Below are 15,350 nucleotides of genomic sequence, written 5' to 3' on the forward strand. Positions count from 1 at the left end.
CTGGATCACTCACCGGTGCCAATCGAATCAGCTTCGGCCTGCAGCTTTTTAAGTCCGTCGTCCACGCTGATTTGGCCTTTATGAATTTGTTCCATTATCCGGTCACCAGCAGCGGATACCTGCGCCCAAGTCACAACAGCAGGGGGTGCAGATGTACTCTTTAGCTGAGTTCCATAGGCTTTCAATTTGTCGTCCTTGGCTAAAGTATCAGACTCCCAAGCTTTCTGGGAAGATGGAAGAACTGAGGCTTTCTGATACCAATTGACTTGTGTTTCCGGTTCGGTCATCCACTGGATAAATTTCCATGCAGACTGTTTGTTTTGGGCTTCGTCCATTACGACAAAATCTGCGCCTCCGACAAATGATGTAGATGAAACGCTGCCTTTGGGGATAGCGGCCGTGGCATATGTGTTTGGATCTCCGCCTTGGGTGGCTATCTGACTGATAGTCGTCGGTCCGCCCGTCATAATCGGTGTCTCTCCGTTCACAAACTGAGTGATTGAAACGCCTGGCGTTGCGTCAAAGCCAGTGCTTGATAGACCTTCTTTGAAGAATTGGTCTATATATTCCGTGGCTTCCTTCATCTCTGGGGTGTCAAGAGTCCACTTCTTCTGATCATTCATCAGTGAAACCCCGTCAGAGAAATACGCCCAAAGCGTTCCCTGCCATGTATCCGCTCCCGATGCCGCAATGAACATTCCATTTTTGACGCCCTCAACAGATTTCACGTCTTTGGCCATCTGCTGGAGCTCTTCAAGGGTCTCGGGAGGCTTGTTCCATCCGGCCTTGCTCGCAATATCTGTGCGATAGTACAAAACATGACTATCGACGTACCAGGGAACCCCGAGTTGAACACCGTTGACCTGCCCGGTCTTCAACGGTCCATCCGAGAAGTCTGCCAAGTCAAAATTCTCCGGGACTTCCGAAAAAGCGTTTGAAAAATCTGCCATCCACGTTGTTCCCATTTGCATCACATCTGGGACCTTTCCGGCAGCAATTGCTGTCTGAATTTTGTCATGAGCGGAAGCCCATGGAATGGCAGTAACCTTTACCTTGACATCAGGATTTTCCTTTTCGAAACCTTTGACGAAGTCGCCCAGTAAATCGCCTTCATTGCCCATTGCCCAAACGGTTACCTCGCCAGTGGCTTTACCTGAATCGATGGTAGTTACATTGTTGGCATCAGTGGAACTACCATTCGTGCGGCCGCATCCCGCCAGACTTGCTAATAGCATGATGCTAGTAACAGCTGCAATTGAAATCTTCGATATGCTTCGTCTCATCGAGTTCCTCCTTGAACTTTCGTTGCAATCCGTAAGTTTAACCGCTTAGATTGCAAGCACTATCTAAGCGCATAGATTCTGTTTTGTCAAATCAGAAACTCGTTCGACAGGTCATAACATATGCATGTGTCACTTATCAAATGACAATGACATGGGTGATGGGCGCACGCTTAGGAGAAATCTTATTGGCAACTGATTAACACTGACGATTATTAGAGATATCAGCAGCAACCGCAACTTTCACGCACAAGTAGACGCACCGGAACCTGATAGCATTTATTCGTTTCCCATGGAATTCCTGCTTGTTCATCGAGCAAGCGTGCGGCTAAGCGCCCCATCGCCTCCATAGGTTGGCGAACTGTCGTCAGGCTGGGAGACATAACACGACTGGCAAGCACACCGTCAAAGCCTGTCACAATCACATCGTGTGGTATATCAAGCCCCGCATCGCGTAATACTTGAATAACCTCGAACGCCGTTTGGTCATTCGCGCATACTAAAGCTTGAGGCAGTCTTCCATTTTCAATGGCTTCGCATAATCCCACTAGTCGTACGTCCGCATTCGCCATGCTGTTATCGTCTAAAGGCCGCGTTGGAACCTCCAAGCCACGGTCGTGAAGATATTTACAAAGAGCTGCAAATCTTGAGCAAGTATCGTAATTGCTGCAATCACCTATGAATTCGACACGACGGACATCGTGGACAAGAATCAGATGCTCAACGATCTGACGAATACCAGACTCATTGTCACATGTGATACATGCTAATGGATCCTCAACTGCCCCTTGGCTCAGCCTTACGACCGGAATATTGCGGCACAGCGTTCGAAAAGGCAGCATGTCGCTATATCGGCTTGGAAAGACGGCTAAACCATCGACGCGTCCGGCAACTTCCATGATATCTTCGCCAGCGCCTGTCAACGCAGTTGTCCCCAAGAGAACGTTTCGGCCGCGATGCCAACTCTCGAGTTCGAATCCTCGTTGCACTTCGTCCACATATAGCGGATATGCCAGAACACTTGGTCCGTCACCCTCGTCTAGGTGCGGAATATCCTCTTCGCGTGCTGCGAAATCTCCTTCGTCGTCAAGTGGCCTATCTATAAGCATATCGAATGAATACAGGCCTAACACACCAGTCTGTCCTCGGGCGAGTCCCCTGGCATTCGCATTAGGAACGTAGTCAAGTTCTTTGGCAGCAGCAAGTACCCTTTCTCGGGTTTCCGGCCTGACTATGTCTGGACGGCGGAAAGTGAATGAGACCGTGGCCGTGGATACGCCTGCCCGCTCCGCTACGTCATACACCGTCGTTCTACGCATAAACACCATTTTACAGGTTCCATTTTATCTGACATCTATGAGTTCTCCTTGGATGTCAAAAAGGTGCATCCTAGACTGAGCGGAATCGTAATTACCACGGTTTCCTATATTCATCTCGTCTTGTCAGATAGCACCGGTTGAGTGTTCGTGTATTTAGTAGGCAGCTTGTATGACAGGGGTGAGTGCGACACGCCGAATAATAAACGTATAGCTTTCTTTGCGAATCAATTTGACATCGAATCCAAACGAGTGTTATGGTTTAACACATACTAAACGATTAGCAAAGGAGCCCATCGTGAACAGGAGACCGACATTGAAGGACGTTGGCGCCGCAGCCGGCGTTTCCGTCTACGTCGCGTCCCGCGCGCTGCGCGGCGAGAGCGGCGTCGCGGCCTCCACCCGCGCCCGCGTCGTAGACGCCGCCGCGAGGCTCGGCTACGTGCGCAACGAGATGGCGGCGGGGCTGAAGATGAGGTCCAGCCACACCGTGGGCATCCTGACCGCCTCGGGACGCAACCAGTACTATTCGATGCTCGCTCAGGCGATCGACAACACCCTGCACGAGTACGGGTACTTCGCCGTGACCACGGACATGATCAAGGACCGCACGAACGCCCAGGAGTCCGAGGAGGAGTCGGTCCGTCTCCTGCTCGAGCAGCGTCCGGCGGCCATCATCGCCACCTACCTGCTACGGCCCGAATCGCTCGCGATCATCGACGGCATGAACGTTCCGGTCGTGTTCGTGGATTCGCCGCCCGAATCCGGCAACTACCCGTTCGTGGGCAGCGACAACTACCAGGCTGGGCGAATCGCGGGAGATTACCTGGGAAAACGTGGACATGAGAGGGCCACGGTGCTCGCCTTCCCCCGCATCTGGTCCACGTTCAACGCCAGAACACGCGGCTTCGAGGACGCGGCGGAGAAGCATGGAATGCAGGTCCACGTGTGCGAGACCCGCGACAACGACCCGGAATCGGCGTTCGAGACGTTCGACGGGCTGCTGGAACGCAGCAAGCCATCGGAGTGGCCGGATGCGGTGTTCGCGCTCAACACGATGATGGTCATGGGTGCGTTCCGCTCGCTCAAGGAACGTGGAGTCAAGGTCGGTAAGGACATCTCGCTGATCGCGATAGACGACTTCGACTGGGCTCCCCTGCTGCAGCCTCCACTGACCGTGGTGGCGCAGAACATGGAGGAGATCGGCCGACAGGCCGCCCGGTTCGTGATTGACGCCATCAAGGGCAACGCCCTGAACGGACAGCAGCTCACCATCGGAGTGACGCTCGTCGAACGGGGCTCGGTGGCCGACCGCACTTCCCCACGGAAATCCCGGGGGGGGTAAAGGCCAATAAGGGTTTAGGACCCTGAACTTCAGGGTCCGTTTTTAATAACTAAAAAATAAACGTTTAGCATAATCAGCCAAACAAAAACAAACACAAGCAAAGGAGCTTTCCATGCCATACGCAATCGGTCTCAACAGCGGTTCTTCCTTCGATGGCGTCGATGCCGTGCTCATCGAGATCAACCAGGCAGAGGATGGCAGCGTTCTGCCCCCGAAGTACATCGACGCGCTGTCCATCGACTGGCCGGAGGACATCCAGAAGGAAGTGCTCGCCGCGTTCGACGACACCCTCGGCATCTTCAAGCTGACCCGTCTCAACTACGTGTGCGGTGCCGTGTTCGCCCAGGCCGCCACCGAACTCATGAAGAAGCACGGCCTCAAGGGCACCGACATCGACGTCATCGGCTACGACGGCCAGACCGTCTACCAGGAGCCGCCGGAGCACGATCAGATGAAGGGATACACCCCGGACAAGCCGTTCTACGAGATGTGGACCAAGTACGGCTACCCGTGCGGCCTGCAGATCGGCGAGCCGGGTGTGGTCTCCGTGCTGACCGACGCGCCCGTGGTCACCCAGTTCCGCAGCGTCGACCACACGCTGCAGGGCACCGGAGCCCCGCTCATGCAGTACTTCGACTACGTGCTGTTCCGCAACGTCGGCCCGACCGCGACCCTGAACATCGGCGGCATCTCCAACCTCCACCTGGCCTGCGCCGATCGCTCCAAGATGCGCGCCTTCGACTGCGGCCCGGGCAACGTGATGATCGACCAGGCCATGCGCGTCCTGTACGGCAAGGAATACGACGCCAACGGCGAGACCGCCGCCCGCGGCACCATCTACCAGCCGATGCTCGACGAGATGCTCGAGCACCCGTTCTTCAAGCGCGGCATCCCGCGTTGCGCCTGGAGGCTTGACTTCGGCGCCGAATACACCCAGAAGATGCTCGACAAGTACGCGGACCTGAGCGGCGAGGACAAGCTCTCGACCATCACCGCGTTCACCGCCGAAGCCATCGTCCGCGCGTTCAACGAGTTCGTGGTGCCGGCCGGCCTGGGCGTGACCCGCCTGATCGCCTCCGGCGGCGGCGTGCGCAACGACACCCTGATGAAGATGATCGCCGAACGCCTGCCCGAAGGCGTCAAGCTGGAGACCTCCGACGTCATCGGAGTGCCCCCGCAGTACAAGGAGGCCATCAAGTTCGCCACCATCGCCTTCTCCACCAAGCGCGGCATCGCCGACAACATCCCGGCCGCCTGCGGCGCCACCCGCTTCGGCATCCTCGGCAAGCTCGTCCTTCCGCCGAGCCAGGCCAAGCTGACCGACTGACATACCTACCACGACGGGGGCGGGGTACGAATCCCGCCCCGCCCCTATCCCCCACATGCACAACGGTTTGGAGCAATCATGACAGAATCGGCATCGCAGGAGCGATTGCTGCTGGAAGCGAAAGGCATCACCAAGCGCTTCCCCGGCGTACTCGCCCTCGACGGCGTCTCGCTGAGCATCCGTCCCGGCGAGGTCCACGCCCTCATGGGCGAAAACGGCGCCGGCAAATCCACCCTGATGAAAATCATCGGAGGCATCTACCAGCCCGACGGCGGCGAGCTGCTGCTCAACGGGAAACCCTACACGCCCAAGGGCCCCGCCGACGCGCAAAGCCAAGGCGTCAGCCTCATCCACCAGGAACTCAACCTCGTGCCCGACCTGACCGTCGCGCAGAACATCTTCCTCGGCCGTGAACCCATGGGCGCCGGTCTGCTCAGCGAGGACAAGGCCGTCAAGCAGGCCACCGAGCTGCTGCACCGCATCGGAGTGACGTTCGACGCGAGGACCCTGGTGCGCGACCTTCCCGTCGCCAGCCAGCAGATGGTCGAAATCGCCAAGGCCATCTCGTTCGATTCCCAGCTCTTGGTCATGGACGAGCCCACCGCCGCCCTGACCGACCGCGAGGTCGAGGCCCTGTTCAAACTCATCCACGATTTCGTCTCCCCCACCACTGCGGTGATCTACATCTCCCACCGCATGGAGGAGCTCATGCAGATCTCCGACCGCATCACCGTGTTCCGCGACGGTCGCTTCGTCAAGGAGCTCAAGACCGAGGACACCAGCCGCGATGAGATCGTGCGCCTCATGGTCGGACGCAAGATCACCGCATATGACCGTCCCGAAAACGTCCGCGACCCTGACGCCACGCCCACCTTGGAGGTACGCCACATCACCAACGCCATGGTCAAGGACGCCTCGTTCAGCGTCTACCCAGGCGAGATTCTGGGTTTCGGCGGTCTGGCCGGCGCCGGACGCACCGAGCTGGCAAGGGCAATTATCGGCGCCGACCCGAAGACGAGCGGTGAGATTCTCGTCGACGGCAAACCGGTCACGATCCGCCGTCCCTCCGACGCAGTGGATGCCGGCATCGCGTACCTGTCCGAGGACCGCAAGCAGTTTGGTCTGGTGCTCGACGAGACCATCAACGACAACGTGGCCATCGCCTCGCTCAAGGACTTCACCAGCAAAATCGGCCTAATCCGCGATCGAGACATCGCCAAGACCGCGAAGAAGTACATCGGCGCGCTAAGTATCAAGACTCCGAGCGCCACGCAGCAGGTCAAGAACCTGTCCGGCGGCAACCAGCAGAAAGTCGTCATCGCCAAATGGCTCGCCCGCAACAGCAAGGTGCTCATCTTCGACGAACCCACCAGAGGCATCGATGTCGGCGCCAAACAGGAGATCTACACGCTGCTCGACCAGCTCGTCCAGGAAGGCCACTGCGTCGTGGTCATCTCCTCCGAACTTGAGGAGCTTATCCGTGTGTCCGACCGCATCCTGGTCATGTGCAACGGCTCCATCACCGGCGAACTGAGTCACAAGGAAGCGACCCAGGAACGCATCATGGAGCTCGCCACCACCTTCCGCAAATAGGTCGGGACACGGAAGCCCCGTCCATCAAGACATATTTCTCAGCACCCAAATCTCAACGTAAGGAACAGATCATGTCCACCGTACAGGCCGTCAGCGCACCGGCGAAGAAGCCGGCCCTGCCCCGCCGCATCCCTTCGTCCTCGCTGCAGCAGCTGCTTATCTTCGGCACCTGGATTGTCCTACTCATCGGATTCTCCATCGCCGACCCGCATTTCATGCGCATGGGCAACATCGTTGCCCTGCTGCTCGCCTCCGCCGTCACCGGCATCCAGGCGCTCGGCGTGACCTTCACCATCGCCACCGGCGGCATCGACATTACCCCGGGTCTGGGCATGGCCATGACCGGCGTCATCACCGCCATGTGCATGGTCACCTTCCACCTGCCCATCTGGCTCGCCGTCATCATCGGCATCCTCTCCGGCGCCATCCTCGGCTGGGTCAACGGCCTGCTCATCGCAGGATTCAAGATGCAGCCCATGATCGCCACGCTGGCCATGATGCTCGTAGCCCAGGGTGCCGCCCTCGTGCTCTCCGGATCCAAGCCCGTCTACACCACCGACGAGGTCGGATTCGACCAAATCGCCCGCGGCACCCAGCTGTTCGGCATCCCCAACGCCGTGTGGATTTTCCTCGGCTTGGCCGTCATCTCCTGGATCATCCTCAACAAGACCCGTCTTGGCCGCTATGCGCTTGCCATGGGTTCCAACGAGGAGGCCACCCGCATGTCCGGCGTCAACGTACGCCGCTGGAAGTGGGCCATCTACGTGCTCGCAGGCTCCTACACCGGCCTGTCCGGCGTGGTCATGACCTCCCGCCTGTCCGCCGCCCAGCCCGCCACCGGTTCCGGATACGAGATGTACGCCATCGCCGCGGCCGTCATCGGCGGCGCATCCCTGGCCGGCGGTCGCGCCTCCATCGTCGGCACCGTGATCGGCGCCCTCATCATCACCACCATCAACAACGGCCTGCAGATCCTGTCCGTGCCCGACCCCTGGCAGAAGATCTTCCTCGGCATCGTGGTCGTCGCCGCCGTGCTCGTGGACCTCTACCGCCAGCACAACCAGAAGAAAGTCAAGTGACCCGCGTCCGGTGGGCCGCTGCTCCTCCGACCCCCACCGGACCTCACCAGTCTCCTTCCCCGCAATTCCTCTCTCCTTTTCCTTCGCTCCGACTCACACCAAGCGTCATCACAACCGATTTCGCTGTCCCCTTCCTTGCCCCATAACCGAACACAAGGGACGGCCGCGTCGCCGCGGCCGTCCCACCAACCAACCCAACACCTTCCCGAAAGGAAACTTCAATGATGAAGAAGAAGACATTCGCCGCCATCGCCGTAGCCGCCCTGTCCCTCATGCCCCTCGCCGCATGCGGATCCGGATCTGGATCCGGTTCGGACGGATACGAAATCGCCATGGTAGCCAAGGGCTTCAGCCAGAGCTTCTGGGTCTCCGTGCACAACGGTGCCGACGACGCGGCCGCCAAGTACGGTGCCACCGTCACCTTCAACGGCCCCGACAACGACAGCCAGGTCGACAAGCAGGCCGAGATGGTCCAGAACGCCATCAACAAGTCTCCCGACGCCGTCGCCATCGCACCTCTTGACGAGGCGGCCCTCACCCCGGCCCTGCAAAGCGCCAAGAGCGCCAACATCCCGCTGTTCGCTTTCGACACCGCCTTCGAGAAGAACGCCGACCTCATCACCGCATCCGTGAAGACCAGCAATACCGAGGTCGGCAAGGTCGCCGCCGAGAACTTCATTAAACTGCTGGGAGGCAAGGGCAAGTACGCGGTCATCGCCCACAGCCAAACCGACGCCACCTCCACCGAACGCCGCGACGGCTTCCTCGACTACATGAAGCAGAACGCCCCCGACATGGAAATGGTCGGCGAGGTTCAGTACTCCAACGCGGACCAGGCCAAGGCGCAGGACATCGCCAGCGCCATCCTGCAGGCCAACCCCGACCTCGACGGCATCTTCACCACCAATGAGGCCACCGTCGTGGGCGCAGCAACCCCGGTGGAATCCGCTCAGAAGTCCGGCCATAACGTGGTTCTCGTCGGCGTCGACTCCGGTAAGGCCCAGCAGCAGTACATCCGCGATGGCGTGATTGCCGGTTCTGTCTCTCAGAACCCTTACCAGATCGGATACAAGACCGTCGAGGCGGCGGTCAAGAGCCTCAAGGGTGAAAAGGTCGAGAAGTCCGTTGACTCCGGCTGCTTCTGGTACGACGCCACCAACATCGACGACGCCGATGTTCAGCAGGCCATGTACGACTGATTGTTCCGCCAGTATTCGCTTAGATTTCTCCTCCACGGAGAAAGCATGGTCTAGGACGAACATGGAATAAGACTGCGGGGTCATGAATCGCTTGATTCATGACCCCGCAGTCTTATTCTGTTCGGTTCAGCTGAAGCCAGATAAATATGCCTTCACCGAGCACTATCTTCGGTCTGGTCAGGATTCCTGTTTTTCGAAGGTGGTCTCCTGTTGTGATTCGAGGTTGGTGATGGCGTCCCTGGGCAGGGGTCCGTTGGATGGGGTGTCGTAGGAGAGCCAGCCGCGGGCGTGGTCGGTCATGAGGGACGCCTCGGATCCCTTGGGATGCCAGGCGAACGAGCCGCAGGGGATCAGTCCGGTGGCGTCGCCGTTATCACCTTCCGTGATCGTGTAGTCTTCGCAATCCATGGTGTAGGTGCCGTCGTCCTTCGCGGTCAGGTTGGTGAATTTGCCGGTGAACTTGGTGGGGCCGCCTCCCATGCCGCCGGGGTTGTAGACTCCCGCGAACGTGCCGTCCGCCTTGATGACCATGGCTGAATGCCAGGTGCCCATCGGCGGCTGCATCATGTAGGTGCCGGCGAGTCGGGCCATGGCCTGGTCGTCCTGCTTGGTCTCCGCCTCCGCGGAACCGGCACCCTCTGTCTTCGTCTCGGTTTTGGTCTTGGCCTTGTCGACGGTGGTGCCGTCGATGAGGGTCCAGTCCACGGGTTTCTCGACGAGGTAGTAGACGTTGCTCTTGTTGGGCGCGTCCTTGAAGGCCACGGCCTTGCCCGCGTAGCTTGGAATGAACGACTTCGAGAAGTCGGTGTACTTCGCATTGTCGCGTCGGATGATGTAGGGCCGGTCCTTGTCGGGCGTGTACGTGGTCTTTCCGTCGAAGTAGCCGTCGGATTCGAGGGTCTTGAGGTTGGCGTCGACGGGCATGTAGAGCAGGAATTCGTCCGGCTTGTAGGTCAGTCCGGTGCTGGTGCCCATGCCGTCGGCCACGGTGCCGTTGTCGCAGTGGTATCCCATGACGCCGCCGCCTGAGTAGAACACGGTGTCCCCACAGGAGGGGAATCCGTCGCCGGCGTGCAGTTCGAAGCCGCCGGTGTCGCCGGAGATGAGGTAGTTCGCCATCGCCTGGCCGGTGAAGCTGTCGTCGGTCTTGTTGCTGGGAGCGCATCCGGCGGGCGGGTTCTGCGAGTAGGGGCACAGGTTGAGGGTCGTATCGGTGTCCTTGCCCGTCATCCCGATCTTGCCGCTGGGGATGGTGCGTCCCGTGTCGTCAGGATCCTGTTCCAGGGTGAGGCAGTCTCCGCCGTCCGTACAGTATTCGCCGGCGAGGCGGTAGGCGTTGACCGCGACCGTACCCCAGCCGTCCTCGTTCCTGGTGAGCACGTCGTATCGTTTGGATGCGTCGACGCCGTAGTAGAGGGTCACGTCCTTGACGTCGGTCTTCAAACCGATGGCTGGGTTGGCGCCCACCACTTTGCCGAGGTATTGGCGGCTGGAGAAGCGGGGCTCCATGGTTACCGTGTACCCCTTGTCCTCGAGTTCGCTTTGCGCGTCGTTCATGTCCTGTCCGGCGATCTCGACCGGGATGCCCTCGCCTTCGACGCCGACTCCCAGGTGGATGCCGTCCTCGACGTCGGTGACCGGGTCTCCGTCGGCGGGCGTGGTGATGGCCACGTGGCCGGGCTTGTCGGAGACGACCTCGTGTTCGGTGACGGTCACGCCCATGGTCGACAGGGATTGTTCAGCCTGGCTGGCGGTCATGCCGACCGTGCCCTGGGGCACGCCGGGACCGGCGGATTCGAGGACCGTGACCGGCTGGCCCGGGGAGACCCTGTCCCCGGCCTTCACGCCGTCGAGCCCCAGGTAGGAGCCTTTCTTCGCCCCGTCGTACTGCTTCTTCCTGACGACCTTGAACCCTCGTCCCTCCAATTGCGACACCGCGTCGGACGCGGTCTTCACGCTGATCTCGGGCACGGTCTTCGGTCCGAACACGTTCCACGCCGCGACGCCGGCCACGACCACGCATATGGCGAGCACCGCCGCCAGGATCGCGATGATGATCGCGCGCCTGCGGTCCGGCCTCACGGATGCGACGGCCGTCGCATCCCCCGTCCCGTCGGATACGGGCGCGGGCTCAGGCGTCCCGCCCATGGGCGGCATGGGTACCGGTCCCGGAACCGCGGTCGCGGGACCGCCATGCGATGGCGGTGCCGGCATGTCATGCAGTGTGCGGGTGTCCCCGCCGGGTTCCGTCTGCGGCCCGGCCCCGGTAGGGGCCGCAGACTTCGCTGACGGCTGGGATGGCGCGGTGTCCAGTGGCGCGCCGCACATGATGCAGTGCTTCGAGTCCGGCTCGTTGCCGGCCCCGCATTCGGTGCAGTATCTCATCGGGTTCTTCCTTTCCTCTCTCCCGGGGAGCCGGCGATGCCGACGCACACCGTTCTAGCCGATATGCGGCCGGCGAAACGCCGGTTCCCGCGGGGAATCATTGGTTTTCGCCGGTCAGTGGCTGGTGGTGTTCGGGTAGGTCACGTCGAATCCGTCTGGCGTGACGTGCAGGCGTCCGCCGGTGTCGGGAACGAGCGTGGCCAGGTGCAGGAATATGTCGAGCAGTTCCGGGCCTCCCGCGTCCAGGGCGTTGAGGGCGCTGGCGAACAGGTGATGGTATTCCTGGTTGCAGCCGAATTCCTTGCTGCCGCCGCGCACGTGCACGGACACGAACACGCGCCGCATGGATTCGAGCGCGAACCGCCAATGAAGCGGAGTCGCATCGGCGAGCAGGCGTATGCGCTGGTCGAGCGTGAACCAGCGTCCCCCGAACCGGGGGCTGAACAGGATCATCCACGCCGGTTCCATGTCGTAGTCGTATCGTTCGATCGGTTCGACGTTCCGGCTCCGGTTGCGCATGGTCATCCGGTGCGTGAGATACGGGCGCACCCGCGAATACAGGGGATGTCCGGTGATCTGCCGGATCGTGTCCCGGTCCGTCAGCCCGTCGCGCAGCAGCTGGTCCAGGAGCGGGGTCTCGTCGAGTGTGTCCATTGCCGTGTCCTTGTCGTTCATGAGTTCTTCCTTCCTGTGGTGCGGTCCTGTGTTTCGTCCGAATCGTGGCTTTGCGGGGTTCCGTTGCCGGTATCGGCGTATCCCGCCTGTTCCCGGTCGCACCGGTCCAGCAACGTGCGGATGTGCAAACCACGGAGACGCCCGTCCCCGAGGAGCCGCGCGTGGTTTCCGTCGGCCCATGCGGCGAGCGGTTCCCCGCAGTCCAGTGGCCGCATCCGTTTCCACTCGCTCTTGGCCGGGGGTGTGCCTCGCCTGCCGGTGGCCCGGGCATGCGCGCAGCGGCGGCATACGGGTTCGATCCAGCGTCCCGCGCTGGCGCGTACCCGGTATTGGGAGCCGCATCGGATGCACGTGCATGTCGAGAGCGTCTCGTACAGGTCCAGCAGTTCGCGCATGAGCCCGGCCAGGTCCATCCATCGTGCGGGGCGTTCCAGGCCGGTGGTCCAGTCGATCGGGTCGTCGTCGAACAGGACGCGCAGGCCGCCCCATTTCTCCTTGACCTGGTCGATGCCGAACCCGCGCAAACCGAGGTCGATGACCTGCTGCATGTCGTCCATGAGTTCGGGACCGAAGCGGATCATCCATCCCCGTGGCATGTCCGCCAGCGGCCCGGCCCACGGGCGCCTGCGGCGGGTCGCGCGGCGCAGGGTCGCGTACCGGAATCGCGGGTCGGCGGCCAGCAGCCGCATGGCCGTGGCTTCGTCCGGTGGAATATGGACGTTCGGTTGGAAACCGAGATCGAGCGCGTGGCGGGCGATCAGGTGCAGGTACCGGTCCGTGCACGCGATCATCTTGCGCCGGTCGTGCGGGCTGATTCCCAGATACGATTCGCCCAACGCCAACCGGGCCCGGTCCGAGGCGTCGGCCGCCTTCACGTCGCCTCGGGCAAGGGCTTCAGCCGATCCGGCGATCAGCATGGCGTGCAGCATGACGAACGTGTCGTCCAGCCGTGTCCTGAGCTTCGCGTCGGACAGTTCGACCATGTCGCGCGACATGGTCCAATCCTCCTGCCCCAGTCCAATCGAGATTCCGAGGACCTCCCGCTCCCACGGGCGGAACTCGCCCGTCCTGGAATCGGCCGGCTCATGGCCCGCGTGTATTGCTTCAATGTTTGTTCAGCAGGTTGAGCGTGCGGCGCTCCGTATACGGGCGCAAACGGGCGGGAGCGAACACCACATACCGTTCCCCGTCCCCACCAGCGGCCATATCACTGATGACCTGTCCGATGAAATCGTCCAACGTACGCGGCGCCAATGCCGCGTTATCACCGACAGTCATAGGAACTTCATTCCCTCCAGACCAGATACCGTCAAACCGACACCCGCATAACACGGCATACGGGCCTTATATCCCAAGCGAACACCGCGCAGCCTCGGATCACGTCACGGTAATCAATCCAAAACGCCAGCTTGACGAAATACACGCATCGGCTCGCCGCATTGTCCCACTAATCACCTCCTGGTAGACTCCAGGAGCAAAGTTAGTTCGCCAAAGCAGCATAAGAGAACAGGCATGAGTGGGAAGATACGCGTAATTGACTTATTCGCCGGACCAGGAGGCCTCGGAGAGGGCTTCTCCTCGCTACGGGATTCCGATGGCGAAAGGATCTTCCAAATCGTCATGTCGGTAGAGATGGAAAAATCCGCGCATAACACTTTGCGGCTGCGCTCGTTCTTCCGTAAGATTTACGACCTCCATCACCGTATACCAGAGCAGTACTTGGAGTATGCGACCAATCCCGATGCCAGCCATTTGGAGATTCTCAAGGAGTCATTTCCCAATCAATGGGCGGAAGCCGATCATGAAGCCGTACAGGGGACTCTCGTCGAAGGCGACAACACCTTTGTGGAAGAAGCCCGAAAGAGGCTCGTAGGTCACAAAGGATACACTGTCATCATCGGAGGACCTCCTTGCCAAGCATATTCGCTCGTAGGGCGCGCACGTCGAACCAACGACCCCAATTTGCAAGGCGACGTAAAACAGACGCTATATAAGTGCTATCTCAGCTTTCTTGAAGGCATTCAACCGGATATATTCGTCATGGAGAATGTCAAAGGCATTTTGTCGGCAAAACTACATAACGAGGGTGTGCTCGGAATGATTCGAGCCGATATCGACAAGGCCGGGTACACACTCCATTCCCTTGTAGTTGATGAGCCTCATACATCCTCTGACTATGTGGTGAAGTCCGAACAATACGGAATCCCTCAAGCACGGCACCGCGTGATACTGTTGGGCATCCGAAAAGATCATGATTTCACCCCAACACAGCTTAAGCCTTCCCGCCATCCACTTACTGTCAGAGACGCACTCCTAGGCATACCTGCAGTGCGGAGCGACTTCTCCCATCGGAGTCGCAAACACGTCGAAGACAGCTGGGAGGAATATATCGTGCAAGCCGCTCGATATGAGTCTCTTCATTGCGGCGATCCAAAAATAGCCGAGCAACTGTCGAGTTTGACTGCCTCAGAACTGCCTTCTCAGATATCTTCAAATCACATCGACAGCCAAGGCCGCAATCTACTTACCGACTGGTATCGAGGTCGATTGGATAATATTGGCTCCTCCTTGCTGATGAATCACACCGCACGATCCCATATGGCAAAGGATTTGGACCGCTATCTGTTTTGCTCGGCTTATGCAGCAGCTCATGGCAAAGCCGCAAAATTGGACAACTTCCCACCATACCTGTTGCCCAATCATAAGAACGTCGAACAGTCAGCTTCTGCCGACAAGCTGAAGACCGTGGAGTTTTCTGATCGCTTCCGAGTCCAGCTTTACGACTCTCCCTCCACTACGGTTACCTCGCATATCTCCAAGGACGGCCATTATTTTATCCACCCGGATTTTCATCAATGCCGCAGTCTGACCGTACGTGAGGCAGCACGTCTGCAAACGTTCCCCGACGATTACTTCTTTGAGGGTAACCGCACTGCACAATTTCAGCAGATCGGCAATGCCGTTCCGCCTCTGTTAGCGAATCAGATAGCGAAAATCGTCGCTCGCTGCCTCGGGAAAGTCACGGAAGATTACTTCGATGAACAGCACCGACTTGATGAGTTTACGGATTGACAGTACAAGCGATAAAGCACATGCTGCCGCCTTGATGAAAATGTCGGTCGCTTTATAATCGACACTAAGACACGCAAAG

The 15,350-nt window shown here is 59.5% G+C and carries 12 protein-coding genes; 6 read left to right on the forward strand and 6 right to left on the reverse strand.

Annotation, left to right across the window (positions count from 1 at the left end):
* Positions 1 to 5: 5 nt before the first annotated feature.
* Positions 6 to 1,283 carry an extracellular solute-binding protein gene (locus KIH81_RS05000; protein WP_214304353.1) on the reverse strand — a complete coding sequence of 426 codons (1,278 nt, stop codon included), beginning with the start codon at positions 1,281 to 1,283 and terminating at the stop codon, positions 6 to 8.
* 221 nt (positions 1,284 to 1,504) lie between these two features.
* The gene (locus KIH81_RS05005) at positions 1,505 to 2,608 is read right to left on the reverse strand and encodes a LacI family DNA-binding transcriptional regulator (RefSeq protein ID WP_236029296.1); all 1,104 of its coding nucleotides are present in this window, start codon (positions 2,606 to 2,608) and stop codon (positions 1,505 to 1,507) included.
* Positions 2,609 to 2,894: 286 nt separating this feature from the next.
* Between KIH81_RS05005 and KIH81_RS05010 the strand changes: the two genes are divergently transcribed.
* The 5 genes from KIH81_RS05010 to KIH81_RS05030 all read left to right on the forward strand — a co-directional run bounded on the left by KIH81_RS05010 (position 2,895) and on the right by KIH81_RS05030 (position 9,139).
* A complete protein-coding gene (locus KIH81_RS05010; RefSeq protein ID WP_214304354.1) occupies positions 2,895 to 3,941 on the forward strand; it encodes a LacI family DNA-binding transcriptional regulator in 1,047 nt (348 codons plus the stop codon).
* Between the two features lie 112 nt (positions 3,942 to 4,053).
* Complete coding sequence (locus KIH81_RS05015; protein ID WP_214304355.1) at positions 4,054 to 5,268, forward strand: anhydro-N-acetylmuramic acid kinase; 1,215 nt, start codon at positions 4,054 to 4,056, stop codon at positions 5,266 to 5,268.
* A 78-nt stretch (positions 5,269 to 5,346) separates the two neighbouring features.
* Entirely contained in the window at positions 5,347 to 6,861 is a 1,515-nt protein-coding gene (locus tag KIH81_RS05020; protein WP_214304356.1) for a sugar ABC transporter ATP-binding protein, read from the forward strand.
* 71 nt (positions 6,862 to 6,932) lie between these two features.
* Positions 6,933 to 7,940 carry an ABC transporter permease gene (locus KIH81_RS05025; protein WP_236029297.1) on the forward strand — a complete coding sequence of 336 codons (1,008 nt, stop codon included), beginning with the start codon at positions 6,933 to 6,935 and terminating at the stop codon, positions 7,938 to 7,940.
* Between the two features lie 221 nt (positions 7,941 to 8,161).
* On the forward strand, positions 8,162 to 9,139 hold the full coding sequence (locus KIH81_RS05030; RefSeq protein ID WP_214304357.1) for an ABC transporter substrate-binding protein: 978 nt from the start codon (positions 8,162 to 8,164) through the stop codon (positions 9,137 to 9,139).
* Between the two features lie 177 nt (positions 9,140 to 9,316).
* Here the strand turns inward: KIH81_RS05030 and KIH81_RS05035 are convergent, their stop codons facing one another.
* The 4 genes from KIH81_RS05035 to KIH81_RS05050 all read right to left on the reverse strand — a co-directional run bounded on the left by KIH81_RS05035 (position 9,317) and on the right by KIH81_RS05050 (position 13,477).
* Positions 9,317 to 11,524 carry a PASTA domain-containing protein gene (locus KIH81_RS05035; RefSeq protein ID WP_214304358.1) on the reverse strand — a complete coding sequence of 736 codons (2,208 nt, stop codon included), beginning with the start codon at positions 11,522 to 11,524 and terminating at the stop codon, positions 9,317 to 9,319.
* Between the two features lie 114 nt (positions 11,525 to 11,638).
* Positions 11,639 to 12,199, reverse strand: a complete 561-nt coding sequence (locus KIH81_RS05040) for a hypothetical protein (RefSeq protein WP_214304359.1) — start codon at positions 12,197 to 12,199, stop codon at positions 11,639 to 11,641.
* Complete coding sequence (locus KIH81_RS05045) at positions 12,196 to 13,194, reverse strand: hypothetical protein (RefSeq protein ID WP_214304360.1); 999 nt, start codon at positions 13,192 to 13,194, stop codon at positions 12,196 to 12,198. Before KIH81_RS05045 ends, KIH81_RS05040 begins: the two co-directional genes overlap by 4 nt.
* A gap of 109 nt (positions 13,195 to 13,303) precedes the next feature.
* Positions 13,304 to 13,477 (reverse strand): hypothetical protein, encoded by a 174-nt coding sequence (locus KIH81_RS05050; protein WP_214304361.1) that lies wholly within the window; start codon positions 13,475 to 13,477, stop codon positions 13,304 to 13,306.
* Positions 13,478 to 13,711: 234 nt separating this feature from the next.
* Between KIH81_RS05050 and KIH81_RS05055 the strand changes: the two genes are divergently transcribed.
* Positions 13,712 to 15,271 carry a DNA cytosine methyltransferase gene (locus tag KIH81_RS05055; RefSeq protein WP_214304362.1) on the forward strand — a complete coding sequence of 520 codons (1,560 nt, stop codon included), beginning with the start codon at positions 13,712 to 13,714 and terminating at the stop codon, positions 15,269 to 15,271.
* Positions 15,272 to 15,350: the final 79 nt, after the last annotated feature.

The sequence above is a fragment of the Bifidobacterium miconisargentati genome, assembly GCF_019331675.1.
GTDB classification, from domain to species: Bacteria; Actinomycetota; Actinomycetes; order Actinomycetales; family Bifidobacteriaceae; genus Bifidobacterium; species Bifidobacterium miconisargentati.

What these genes read in the sequence shown, in the direction of transcription:
- KIH81_RS05000 (WP_214304353.1), bottom strand. Translation starts at nt 1,283, where the DNA reads ATGAGACGAAGCATATCGAAGATTTCAATTGCAGCTGTTACTAGCATC.
- KIH81_RS05005 (WP_236029296.1), bottom strand. Translation starts at nt 2,608, where the DNA reads ATGGTGTTTATGCGTAGAACGACGGTGTATGACGTAGCGGAGCGGGCA.
- KIH81_RS05015 (WP_214304355.1), top strand. Translation starts at nt 4,054, where the DNA reads ATGCCATACGCAATCGGTCTCAACAGCGGTTCTTCCTTCGATGGCGTC.
- KIH81_RS05020 (WP_214304356.1), top strand. Translation starts at nt 5,347, where the DNA reads ATGACAGAATCGGCATCGCAGGAGCGATTGCTGCTGGAAGCGAAAGGC.
- KIH81_RS05025 (WP_236029297.1), top strand. Translation starts at nt 6,933, where the DNA reads ATGTCCACCGTACAGGCCGTCAGCGCACCGGCGAAGAAGCCGGCCCTG.
- KIH81_RS05030 (WP_214304357.1), top strand. Translation starts at nt 8,162, where the DNA reads ATGATGAAGAAGAAGACATTCGCCGCCATCGCCGTAGCCGCCCTGTCC.
- KIH81_RS05035 (WP_214304358.1), bottom strand. Translation starts at nt 11,524, where the DNA reads ATGAGATACTGCACCGAATGCGGGGCCGGCAACGAGCCGGACTCGAAG.
- KIH81_RS05040 (WP_214304359.1), bottom strand. Translation starts at nt 12,199, where the DNA reads ATGAACGACAAGGACACGGCAATGGACACACTCGACGAGACCCCGCTC.
- KIH81_RS05045 (WP_214304360.1), bottom strand. Translation starts at nt 13,194, where the DNA reads ATGTCGCGCGACATGGTCGAACTGTCCGACGCGAAGCTCAGGACACGG.
- KIH81_RS05050 (WP_214304361.1), bottom strand. Translation starts at nt 13,477, where the DNA reads ATGACTGTCGGTGATAACGCGGCATTGGCGCCGCGTACGTTGGACGAT.
- KIH81_RS05055 (WP_214304362.1), top strand. Translation starts at nt 13,712, where the DNA reads ATGAGTGGGAAGATACGCGTAATTGACTTATTCGCCGGACCAGGAGGC.